An 11,785-nucleotide genomic window follows, 5' to 3' on the forward strand; every position below is an offset into this window, starting at 1 on the left:
AATAGTTCTAGAGACCTAATTTGCGATTTTAAAGTCAGAGTAGGGAGGAAAGTTGCTTAGTTTGACATCTAAGTAGCTGACTTTTGAAAAAGGGTGTCGGTCCTTTTCGTATTTCTTGGATAAATTTTGTCATGGTAGCAGAGTGAGTCTGCTTGGGCTAATATTTCCACTGTGCCATCGTCGTTATTCCATACCCGACCTGTGATGCCACCAATTTCAAGTGCCAGGCTATAAACACCCCAACGAAATCCGACTCCCTGCACCCTACCTTGGGCAATCATTCTAACCTTTTGCATACCAAACCCCTTTGATTGTGTTATAATATTTCTATGACTATTATAACCTCAAAAGCCAATTCTGTGGTAAAAAATGCCAAGAAATTACACCAAAAAAAATACCGCAAGTCTGCTTATTTGATTGAAGGCTGGCACTTGTTTGAAGAAGCTGTGCAAGCTGGAGTGACGATTGAGAAAATCTTTGCCCTAGAAAATTACCGAGATCAGTTAGCTGCTTTTCCGCAAACTGTCTGGGTGTCAGAGGATATTTTACTAGATTTGGCGGATTCTCAGACTCCACAGGGCATTGTTGCGGTGGTTCAAAAAGAAGAAGTAGGACAAGTTGATTTGAGTCAGGGTAAGTTCTTGTTTTTGGAAGATGTGCAAGATCCTGGTAATGTGGGAACTATCATTCGGACTGCGGATGCAGCAGGTTTTACTGGAGTGATTGTTTCAGAAAAGTCGGCAGATATATACAGTCTCAAGACCTTACGTTCCATGCAAGGCAGTCATTTCCATCTGCCCATTTACCGGATGTCTAGTCAAGCGCTTCTTAAGGAAACCAAAGAAGCAGCTATCCCAGTGCTGGCAACAACCCTATCTAAAGATTCTGTTGATTACAGAGAACTGCCTCCTATAGAAAATTTTGTACTAGTCATGGGGAATGAGGGTCAAGGAATTAGTCCCCTCATGGCTGAAAGTGCAGATCAATTGGTACACATTAGCATGAAGGGGCAGGCCGAGAGTTTGAATGTTGCAGTGGCAGCAGGTATTTTGATTTTCCATTTAAGCTAATTTTAATTTTCTTTGTTATAATCAAGGAAAGACATTCATAGAAAAGGAGAAAAGATGAATTATACTATTATACAAGACCGTACTGGTCTCAATCAATTTTACGCTAAGGTTTATGCCTTTGTTGGGCTAGGAATCGGGCTATCCGCTTTGGTATCTGGCCTCATGTTGACAGTCTTTCAGTCTCAGTTGGTTTACTTTTTGATGCAGGGGCGTCTCTGGTTGACCATTGCAACCTTTGCAGAGCTAGCACTAGTCTTCGTTGCTAGTAGCATGGCTTCAAGGAATAGTCCAGCTGCTCTTCCAGTATTTTTACTTTACTCTGTTTTAAACGGATTTACCCTCAGTTTTGTGGTGGCCTTCTATACTCCAGGTACAGTTTTATCAGCCTTTGTGTCGAGCGCCCTTCTCTTCTTTGTCATGGCGGCAGTTGGTATCTTCACCAAGAAAGATTTGAGTGGCCTTGGTCGGGCTATGATGGCGGCTCTTATCGGTTTGCTGATTGCTATGGTAGTCAATATTTTCTTGGCTAGCGGTTTCTTTGATTATATGATTAGCGTAGCCATGGTTTTGGTTTTCTCAGGGTTGATTGCTTGGGACAATCAAAGAATTCGTCTCGCTTATGAACAATCACAAGGTCGTGTAGCGACAGGTTGGGTTGTGTCAATGGCTCTCAGTATCTATCTTGATTTTATCAATCTCTTCCTAAGTATTCTCCGTATTTTCGGTCGCAATGACTAAAAGGTCTATGAAATCAGTGTTTTGAGTAACACTGATTTTTTTAAATTTTCTCTTTTCTTTTCTTGAAAATAGGTGTATAATACGTTTATTAAATTTTTGAGGAGTAGCCTATGAAGAAAAGTTTTATTCATCAACAAGAAGAAATTTCCTTTGTCAAAAACACTTTTACCCAGTATTTGAAAGATAAGCTAGAAGTCGTCGAAGTTCAAGGTCCTATCTTGAGCAAGGTCGGTGACGGGATGCAGGACAACCTATCTGGTGTGGAAAATCCAGTATCTGTCAAGGTTTTGCAGATTCCTGATGAAACCTATGAAGTGGTTCATTCGCTTGCTAAATGGAAACGCCATACCCTAGCTCGTTTTGGTTTCGGTGAAGGTGAAGGTCTTTTCGTCCACATGAAGGCCCTTCGTCCAGACGAAGACTCGCTGGATGCAACCCACTCTGTCTTTGTGGATCAGTGGGACTGGGAAAAGGTCATTCCAAATGGTCAACGAAACATTGCTTACCTAAAAGAAACCGTTGAGAAGATTTATAAGGCTATTCGCCTGACTGAGCTAGCAGTAGAAGCCCGCTATGACATCGAGTCTATCTTGCCAAAACAAATCACCTTTATCCACACAGAAGAGTTGGTAGAACGCTACCCAGATCTGACACCAAAAGAGCGTGAAAATGCGATCTGTAAAGAATTTGGAGCTGTCTTCTTAATTGGTATCGGTGGCGAGTTGCCAGACGGCAAACCGCACGATGGACGTGCACCAGACTACGATGACTGGACAAGTGAGTCTGAAAATGGCTACAAGGGTCTGAATGGAGATATTCTTGTTTGGAATGAGTCTTTAGGTGGAGCCTTTGAGTTGTCGTCTATGGGGATTCGCGTAGATGAAGAAACCCTTCGCCGTCAGGTAGAAATCACCGGTGATGAGGACCGTTTAGAATTGGAATGGCACAAGGCTCTATTGAATGGCCTATTCCCATTGACAATCGGTGGAGGAATTGGACAATCTCGTATGGCCATGTTCTTACTTCGCAAGAAACATATCGGAGAAGTGCAAACAAGTGTTTGGCCTCAAGAAGTTCGCGATGCTTACGAAAATATTTTGTAGAGAATCGAACCGCAAGGTTCGGTTTTCTTTCTCTTTTTGCCTATAATTTGGTATAATAAACGGTATGAAAATCGTATCAGGAATCTATGGGGGACGTCCCCTCAAGACACTAGAAGGTAAGACGACAAGACCAACTTCGGATAAGGTTAGGGGAGCTATTTTTAACATGATTGGTCCCTATTTTGAAGGGGGACGAGTCTTGGACCTGTATGCAGGTAGTGGTGGCTTATCTATCGAGGCAGTATCGCGTGGCATGTCCAGTGCTGTTTTGGTGGAGAGAGACCGTAAGGCTCAGAACATCGTGGCTGAAAATATTCAGATGACCAAGGAAGTTGGAAAATTTCAACTCCTCAAGATGGATGCAGAAAGGGCGTTGGAACAGCTATCTGGGGAATTTGACCTCATTTTCTTAGACCCTCCTTATGCCAAGGAACAAATCGTAGCAGATATTGAAAAAATGGCTGAGAGAGAGCTTTTTTCTGAAGATGTCATGGTCGTGTGTGAGACGGATAAAGCCGTGGAACTTCCAGAAGAAATTGCCTGTCTGGGCATCTGGAAGGAAAAAATTTATGGAATTAGTAAGGTGACAGTCTATGTCAGATAAGATTGGCTTATTCACAGGCTCGTTTGATCCGATGACAAATGGGCATCTGGATATGATTGAACGGGCGAGCAAACTCTTTGACAAGCTCTATGTAGGTATTTTTTTTAATCCCCATAAACAAGGATTTCTCCCTCTTGAAAATCGTAAACGGGGGCTAGAAAAGGCTGTGAAACATTTGGAAAATGTTAAAGTCGTGTCTTCTCATGATGAATTGGTAGTTGATGTCGCAAAAAGACTGGGGGCTACTTGCCTAGTGCGAGGCTTGAGAAATGCGGCGGATTTGCAATATGAAGCCAGTTTTGATTACTACAACCATCAGCTGTCTCCTAATATAGAGACCATTTACTTACATAGCCGATCTGAACATCTCTATATCAGTTCATCTGGTGTCAGAGAACTTTTGAAGTTTGGTCAGGATATTGCTTGCTATGTTCCCGAGAGTATTTTGGAGGAAATAAGAAATGAAAAAAAAGACTAGATGGCCCTTATATGTCATTGCGGCCTTAATTGTGACTTTCTTGGCATTTGTAGTGCCCTTGCCCTACTATATAGAAGTTCCAGGTGGTTCGGAAGATATTCGCCAAGTCCTTAAAGTAAATGACACAGAAGATAAGGAAGCTGGGGCCTATCAATTCGTTACGGTTGGTGTCCAGCATGCTACTTTAGCCCATATGATTTATGCGTGGTTGACGCCTTTTACAGATATTCGCAGTGCTCAGGAGACTACAGGCGGAACTTCCGATGTTGAATTTATGCGGATCAATCAATTCTACATGCAAACATCGCAAAATATGGCCAAATATCAAGGACTAAAAACAGCTGGTAAGGATATTGAACTTAAATACCTTGGGGTTTATGTTTTGACTGTGACGGATAATTCGACCTTTAAAGGGATTCTCAATATCTCTGATACGGTCACCGCAGTCAATGATCAGACCTTTGATAGTTCCAAAGATTTGATTGATTACGTCAATTCTCAAAAACTAGGGGACTCCGTCAAGGTCACCTATGAAGAGGATGGGCAAACCAAGTCTGCAGAAGGTAAGATTATCACCTTGGAAAATGGCAAAAATGGGATTGGAATCGGCTTGATTGACCGTACGGAAGTGACCAGTGATGTCCCAATTCGCTTTTCAACAGCTGGTATCGGCGGACCAAGTGCTGGCCTCATGTTTAGTCTGGCTATCTATACTCAAATAGCTGACCCTGGCCTTCGTAATGGCCGTATTGTTGCCGGTACAGGTACCATTGACCGCGATGGGAATGTGGGGGACATTGGAGGTATTGATAAGAAAGTTGTAGCTTCGGCTAGAGAAGGTGCTGCGATTTTCTTTGCCCCAGATAACCCTGTTAGCGAAGAAGAACAAAAAGCGCATCCTGATGCGAAAAACAACTACCAGACAGCCTTAGAAGCAGCTAAAACAATCAAGACAGATATGAAAATCGTTCCAGTTAAAACCCTACAAGATGCAATTGATTACTTGAAAAACAATCCCTAGTTTTTGAGGGAAGTTTCCAAACTAGCGTACAAACAGAGAAGATGGTATAATAGTCAAATGGTTCAATTATTATTCACTCTAAGCAGTCACATGCTCTTTATTTATGTGAGTTTTTCCCTTTTAAAGAATCTTGTTAGATGGGAAAAGATTTTAAAAGTGACAGCTGAGAATACAGGAAAAATTCGTTTACTAGTAGCCTTTTTCAGTATTGTAATGGGCTACATCATGAGTTCTTTCTTTATCAGCCTATATCAGTTGTGGCAAGAAGCGCTTAGAGGATTATTATAAAATCAAATGTAAAGGAAATAGTATGGAAAAAATTGTGGTTCAAGGTGGCGATAATTGTCTGGTAGGAAGTGTTACGATTGAAGGAGCAAAGAATGCAGTCTTGCCTTTGTTGGCAGCGACTATTCTAGCAAGTGAAGGAAAGACCGTCTTGCAGAATGTTCCTATCTTGTCAGATGTTTTCACTATGAATCAGGTGGTTCGTGGTTTAAATGCCAAGGTGGATTTTAATGAAGAAGCTCATCTTGTTGAGGTGGACGCGACTGGCGATATCACTGAGGAAGCTCCTTACAAGTATGTCAGCAAGATGCGTGCATCTATCGTTGTCTTGGGGCCAATTCTTGCCCGTGTAGGTCATGCTAAGGTATCCATGCCAGGTGGTTGTACGATTGGTAGCCGTCCTATTGATCTTCATTTGAAAGGTCTAGAAGCTATGGGGGTTAAGATTAGCCAGACAGCTGGTTACATCGAAGCCAAGGCTGATCGCTTACATGGAGCTCATATCTATATGGATTTCCCAAGTGTTGGTGCTACTCAGAACTTGATGATGGCAGCGACGCTGGCTGATGGTGTGACAGTGATTGAGAATGCTGCGCGTGAGCCTGAGATTGTCGACCTGGCTATTCTCCTAAATGAGATGGGAGCCAAGGTCAAAGGGGCTGGTACAGAGACCATTACCATTACTGGTGTGGAGAAACTTCATGGTACGACTCACAATGTGGTCCAAGACCGTATCGAAGCTGGAACCTTTATGGTGGCTGCTGCCATGACTGGTGGTGATGTCTTGATTAAAGACGCTGTTTGGGAGCACAACCGTCCCTTGATTGCCAAATTGCTTGAAATGGGAGTGGAAGTGACGGAGGAGACGGAAGGAATTCGCGTTCGCTCTCAACTAGAAAATCTAAAAGCTGTCCATGTGAAAACCTTGCCTCACCCAGGATTTCCAACAGATATGCAGGCTCAATTTACAGCCTTGATGACCGTCGCAAAAGGCGAATCAACTATGGTGGAGACAGTTTTTGAGAATCGTTTTCAACATCTAGAAGAAATGCGTCGCATGGGCTTGCATTCTGAGATTATCCGTGACACAGCTCGTATTGTTGGTGGACAGCCTTTGCAGGGAGCAGAAGTTCTTTCAACTGACCTTCGTGCCAGTGCAGCCTTGATTTTGACAGGTTTGGTAGCACAAGGAGAAACTGTGGTTGGTAAATTGGTTCACTTGGATAGAGGCTACTACCGTTTCCATGAGAAGTTAGCGCAGCTGGGTGCTAAGATTCAGCGGATTGAGGCAAGTGATGAAGATGAATAAGAAATCAGGCTACGTAGCTAAGCGTTTGCTTTTAGTCATTCTGGTACTGGTTTTAGGTGCTTTAGCCCTAGGAATCGGTTTAATGGTCGGTTATGGAATCTTGGGCAAGGGTCAAGATCCATGGGCTATCCTGTCTCCAGCAAAATGGCAGGAATTGATTCATAAATTTACAGGAAATTAGGCTGGGAGACCAGCCTTTTTCTAGAGATAAGGAGAAATATGAACAAAAAAACAAGACAGACACTAATCGGACTGCTAGTGTTATTGCTTTTATCTGCAGGGAGCTACTATATCAAGCAGATGCAGTCGACAGCTAATAGTCCTAAAACTAAGGTTAGTCAGAAAAAACAAGCTTCTGAAGCTCCTAGTCAAGAATTGGCAGAAAGTGTCTTAACAGACGCAGTCAAAGGCCAAATAAAAGGGAGTCTTGAATGGAATGGCTCAGGTGCTTTTATTGTCAATGGTAATAAAACAAACCTAGATGCCAAAGTTTCAAGTAAGCCCTACGCTGATAATAAAACAAAGACAGTGGGCAAGGAAACCGTGCCAACTGTAGCAAATGCTCTCTTGTCTAAGGCAACTCGCCAGTACAAGAATCGTGAAGAAACGGGGAATGGTTCGACTTCATGGACTCCTCCAGGCTGGCATCAGGTTAAGAATCTAAAGGGTACTTATACCCATGCGGTCGATAGAGGTCACTTGTTAGGCTATGCCTTAATCGGTGGCTTGGATGGTTTTGATGCCTCGACAAGCAATCCTAAAAACATTGCTGTTCAAACAGCCTGGGCAAATCAGGCACAAGCCGAGGATTCGACTGGTCAAAACTACTATGAAAGCATGGTACGTAAGGCCTTGGATAAAAACAAGCGTGTCCGTTACCGTGTAACCCTTTACTACGCTTCGAATGAGGATTTAGTTCCTTCAGCTTCACAGATTGAAGCCAAGTCTTCAGATGGAGAATTGGAATTTAATGTTCTAGTTCCCAATGTTCAAAAGGGACTTCAACTGGATTACCGAACTGGAGAAGTAACTGTAACTCATACTCAATGAAAATCAAAGTACAAACTAGGAAGCTAGCCGCAGGTTGCTCAAAGCACAGCTTTGAGGTTGCAGATGAAGCTGACGTGGTTTGAAGAGATTTTCGAAGAGTATCAGTAAAAGATAAGATAAACTCCTATGACACTTGTGGATGTAGGAGTTTTTTTGGGGACAATTTAAGTAGAACTAGAATAGACACTGAGAAAAATAATATGTACTGAGCTAATTTTTGTGATATAATAAGTGACAAGATACTATTTTAGGAGAAGAACTATGGAAGACCCAAGTAGTCAGAATTTGTTGCTACAATTTGTTTTATTGTTTATCTTGACGGTGTTAAATGCCTTTTTCTCAGCCACAGAAATGGCCATGGTTTCTCTTAACCGTGCGCGGGTTGAACAAAAGGCAGAAGAAGGAGATAGACGCTATATCCGTCTGCTCAAGGTACTAGAAAATCCTAACCACTTTTTATCAACCATTCAAGTAGGGATTACCCTGATTACGATCTTATCTGGGGCGAGTTTGGCAGAAACTCTGGGACGAGAAATTGCATCTTGGCTTGGAAATGGTGAAACATCTTATGCCGTTGCAAGTTTTCTATCTTTAGCATTTTTGACTTATATTTCCATCGTTTTTGGGGAATTGTATCCTAAGAGAATCGCTCTTAATCTAAAGGATGCCTTGGCGATTCGTACAGCGCCAGTTATCATTGGGCTGGGGAAACTAGTTAGTCCCTTTGTTTGGCTCTTATCTGCGTCTACCAATCTCTTGAGTAACTTGACTCCTATGACCTTTGACGATGCTGACGAAAAAATGACCCGTGATGAAATTGAGTACATGTTGACCAATAGTGAAGAAACACTAGATGCTGAGGAAATTGAGATGTTACAAGGGATTTTTTCTCTAGATGAACTGATGGCCAGAGAAGTCATGGTTCCTCGGACAGATGCCTTTATGGTGGATATTCAGGATGATAGTCAAACCATTATTCAAAGTATTTTAAAACAAAATTATTCTCGTATCCCTGTCTATGATGGGGACAAGGATAACGTGATTGGGATTATTCACACTAAGAGTCTCCTTAATGCGGGATTTGTGGACGGTTTTGACAATATTGTTTGGAAGAAAATCTTACAAGATCCACTTTTTGTTCCTGAAACTATTTTTGTGGATGACTTGTTAAAAGAACTGCGCAATACCCAAAGACAAATGGCAATCTTACTGGATGAATACGGTGGGATGGCTGGTTTGGTGACACTTGAAGACCTCTTAGAGGAAATCGTTGGCGAAATCGATGACGAAACAGATAAGACTGAAATCGAAGTTCATAAAATTGGAGAAGATACTTATATTGTTCAAGGTACCATGAATCTCAATGATTTTAATGACTACTTTGATGTTGAACTGGAAAGTGATGACGTTGATACCATCGCTGGTTACTATTTGACAGGAGTTGGGACCATTCCAACGACTGAGAAACTCAGTTATGAATTAGTCAGCCAAAACAAGCAGCTTATCCTAACCAATGATAAGGTAAAAAATGGACGTGTTACTAAGGTAAAAGTCCAAATTACCGAAGTTGAAATAGAAGAAGAAACAGAGTAAACTAGAGGCTTTTGTCACCAGGCGTGACGAAGCTTTTTCAGTTGATTTCATACTCTTCGAAAATCAAATTCAAACCGCGTCAACTTCGCCTTGCTGTACGCAAGTACAGCCTGCAGCTAGTTTCCTAGTTTGCTCTTTGATTTTCATTGAGTATCAAAAGATTGTCTCCTAAAAAGAAGTCTGCCCCAAATTCGCTCCAAAAATTTTTGTCAGTTATATGTATTTATCAGAAAAAAAGAAAAAAGCCCTTTAAACTGGGCTTTCTGTTTAAATGGAACCTGACAAATCAAGTTATAGAAGGCGGTAGACGGATTTGAACCGACGATCAAGCTTTTGCAGAGCCGTGCCTTACCACTTGGCTATACCGCCTTAACGTTTATTATTATACCTTGAAAATCATTTTCAGTCAATAGTTTTTTCAGCTTTTCAGATTTTTTTGTATGAATAAGCCTAAATATTCTGAAAATTCGTTTACTTTTCTCAAAATCTATGATATAATTGATGATAGCTTATACTTTATTAAGAGGAGTAAAGAAATGAAAAAAAGTAGAGTATTTATTGCAGCAGGAGTTGCTTTGTTTGCGACGGGTTTGTTAGTGGCTTGTGGGAATTCAAAATCATCGGATTCGACAGCTCCAAAGACCTATGGCTATGTCTATTCAGCTGATCCAGAAACATTGGACTATCTTATCTCTGGAAAAGAGAGTACGAAAGTGGCTACTTCAAACGGGATCGATGGCCTCTTCACAAATGACAAATATGGGAATTTGACTCCTGCGGTTGCAGAAGACTGGTCTGTATCAAAGGACGGATTGACATATACCTACAAAATTCGTAAAGGTGTCAAATGGATGACATCCGATGGTGAAGAATATGCCGAAGTGACTGCTAAAGACTTCGTGAATGGATTGAAACATGCTGCAGATAAGAAATCAGAAGCTCTATATCTAGCTGAAACTTCTGTTAAAGGTTTATCTGATTATTTGGCTGGGAATTCAAAAGATTTCTCTACAGTAGGTGTTAAAGCGGTTGATGACTATACTCTTGAGTATACTTTGAACCAACCAGAACCTTACTGGAACTCTAAGATGGTTTATTCAATTTTCTGGCCATTAAACGAAGAATTTGAAAAATCAAAAGGCTCTGATTTTGCTAAAGCGACAGATCCTACATCATTGCTATATAATGGACCTTTCTTGCTCAAAGGTTTGACTGCTAAATCTTCTATCGAATTTGCTAAGAACGAGCAGTACTGGGATAAAGAGAATGTTCATTTAGATACAGCAACACTTGCATATTTTGATGGTTCGGACCAAGAATCACTTGAGCGTAACTTTACAAGTGGAGCTTATAGTTTTGCTCGTCTTTACCCAACAAGTTCAAACTTCTCAAAGGTAGAGGAGTCATACAAGGATAATATTTTCTACACTCCATCAGGAGCTGGTATTGGAGGTTTAGGTGTAAATATCGATCGACAAAATTACAAATATACATCTAAAACGACAGATGAAGAGAAAACATCTACTAAGAAAGCTCTTCTTAACAAAGACTTCCGCCAAGCCTTGAACTTTGCCTTTGACCGTACAGGTTATTCTGCTCAAGTTAACGGTAAAGAAGGTGCTCCTCTCGCAGTTCGTAATTTATTTGTGAAACCAGACTTTGTGACTGCAGGCGAAAAAACTTTCGGTGACTTGGTTGCTGAAAAAGTTAAGACTTATGGAGATGAGTGGAAAGATGTAAACTTTGCTGATGGTCAAGACGGTCTCTTTAACGCTGACAAAGCTAAAGCAGAATTTGCTAAAGCTAAAACTGCTCTGGAAGCAGAAGGTGTGAAATTCCCTATCCACTTGGATGTTCCAGTAGACCAAACCTCTAAAAACTTTGTCGCACGGATTCAGTCGTTCAAACAATCAGTTGAAAAAGTTTTAGGCGAAGAAAATGTTGTCATCGATATTCAACAAATTTCTAAAGATGAATTCTTTAATGCGACTTATTATGCTGCTAATGCGGCAGCTGAGGATTGGGATCTTTCAGGTGCGGTTGGATGGAATCCTGACTATGAAGATCCATCAACTTACCTTGATATCCTTAAATCAACTAATAGTGAGCAAACGAAAACTTATATGGGGTATGATGACCCATCAAATGCAGCTGCAGCTAAAGTTGGTGTGAAAGATTACGATAAATTGCTTGATGAAGCTGGAAAAGAAACAAGTGATCTTAACAAACGTTATGAAAAATATGCTGCTGCTCAAGCTTGGTTGACAGACAGTTCACTCTTCTTACCAGCTATGTCTTCTAGTGGTGCTGCACCATTCATTTCTCGTGTTGTACCATTCTCAGCTTCTTATAGCCAATCTGGAGACAAAGGTTCAAATCTCTACTTCAAATATATTCAGTTACAAGACAAAGTTGTAACAAAGGCTGATTATGAACAAGCTCGTGAGAAATGGCTCAAAGAGAAAAAAGAATCAAACGAAAAAGTTCAAAAAGAATTGACTAAACACGTTAAATAAATAACTCTCAAGGGAACT

General features: G+C 41.1%; 12 protein-coding genes, 1 tRNA gene and 1 pseudogene. 12 read left to right on the forward strand and 2 right to left on the reverse strand.

Translation table 11 applies throughout. From position 1 onward, the window contains the following. Positions 1-15: 15 nt before the first annotated feature. Positions 16-296, reverse strand: a pseudogene (locus SMI_RS01615) (acylphosphatase). 33 nt (positions 297-329) lie between these two features. On the opposite strand from SMI_RS01615, the gene SMI_RS01620 reads away from it, so the two are divergent. From SMI_RS01620 to SMI_RS01670, 11 genes are all read left to right on the forward strand, one after another. Continuing rightward, on the forward strand, positions 330-1,070 hold the full coding sequence (locus tag SMI_RS01620) for a TrmH family RNA methyltransferase (protein WP_000152675.1): 741 nt from the start codon (positions 330-332) through the stop codon (positions 1,068-1,070). Positions 1,071-1,124: 54 nt separating this feature from the next. Then, positions 1,125-1,808 (forward strand): Bax inhibitor-1/YccA family protein, encoded by a 684-nt coding sequence (locus SMI_RS01625; RefSeq protein ID WP_001109987.1) that lies wholly within the window; start codon positions 1,125-1,127, stop codon positions 1,806-1,808. A 110-nt stretch (positions 1,809-1,918) separates the two neighbouring features. Further along, a complete protein-coding gene (asnA, locus tag SMI_RS01630) occupies positions 1,919-2,911 on the forward strand; it encodes an aspartate--ammonia ligase (protein WP_000747996.1) in 993 nt (330 codons plus the stop codon). A 64-nt stretch (positions 2,912-2,975) separates the two neighbouring features. Further along, positions 2,976-3,515 (forward strand): 16S rRNA (guanine(966)-N(2))-methyltransferase RsmD, encoded by a 540-nt coding sequence (gene rsmD / locus SMI_RS01635; protein WP_000706956.1) that lies wholly within the window; start codon positions 2,976-2,978, stop codon positions 3,513-3,515. Further along, a complete protein-coding gene (gene coaD / locus SMI_RS01640; RefSeq protein ID WP_001280758.1) occupies positions 3,505-3,993 on the forward strand; it encodes a pantetheine-phosphate adenylyltransferase in 489 nt (162 codons plus the stop codon). Before rsmD ends, coaD begins: the two co-directional genes overlap by 11 nt. Then, complete coding sequence (locus SMI_RS01645) at positions 3,977-5,014, forward strand: SepM family pheromone-processing serine protease (RefSeq protein ID WP_012972442.1); 1,038 nt, start codon at positions 3,977-3,979, stop codon at positions 5,012-5,014. The genes coaD and SMI_RS01645 overlap by 17 nt, the downstream gene beginning before the upstream one ends. Before the next feature lie 57 nt (positions 5,015-5,071). Further along, the gene (locus SMI_RS01650) at positions 5,072-5,302 is read left to right on the forward strand and encodes a DUF1146 family protein (RefSeq protein WP_000250385.1); all 231 of its coding nucleotides are present in this window, start codon (positions 5,072-5,074) and stop codon (positions 5,300-5,302) included. Positions 5,303-5,324: 22 nt separating this feature from the next. After that, a complete protein-coding gene (gene murA, locus SMI_RS01655) occupies positions 5,325-6,608 on the forward strand; it encodes a UDP-N-acetylglucosamine 1-carboxyvinyltransferase (RefSeq protein ID WP_000411895.1) in 1,284 nt (427 codons plus the stop codon). Beyond that, a complete protein-coding gene (locus SMI_RS01660) occupies positions 6,601-6,789 on the forward strand; it encodes a DNA-directed RNA polymerase subunit beta (protein ID WP_164925506.1) in 189 nt (62 codons plus the stop codon). The genes murA and SMI_RS01660 overlap by 8 nt, the downstream gene beginning before the upstream one ends. Before the next feature lie 38 nt (positions 6,790-6,827). Further along, positions 6,828-7,658 (forward strand): DNA-entry nuclease EndA, encoded by an 831-nt coding sequence (gene endA / locus SMI_RS01665; protein ID WP_001036774.1) that lies wholly within the window; start codon positions 6,828-6,830, stop codon positions 7,656-7,658. A gap of 261 nt (positions 7,659-7,919) precedes the next feature. After that, a complete protein-coding gene (locus SMI_RS01670; protein ID WP_000390035.1) occupies positions 7,920-9,251 on the forward strand; it encodes a hemolysin family protein in 1,332 nt (443 codons plus the stop codon). 298 nt (positions 9,252-9,549) lie between these two features. Here SMI_RS01670 and SMI_RS01675 read toward each other — a convergent pair. Continuing rightward, positions 9,550-9,620 (reverse strand) — tRNA-Cys (locus SMI_RS01675). Positions 9,621-9,787: 167 nt separating this feature from the next. Between SMI_RS01675 and SMI_RS01680 the strand changes: the two genes are divergently transcribed. After that, entirely contained in the window at positions 9,788-11,767 is a 1,980-nt protein-coding gene (locus tag SMI_RS01680) for a peptide ABC transporter substrate-binding protein (protein ID WP_000749702.1), read from the forward strand. The last annotated feature ends 18 nt before the right edge of the window (positions 11,768-11,785 follow it).

Origin of the sequence: Streptococcus mitis B6 (assembly GCF_000027165.1) — a bacterium.
Classification (GTDB): Bacteria; Bacillota; Bacilli; order Lactobacillales; family Streptococcaceae; genus Streptococcus; species Streptococcus mitis_AR.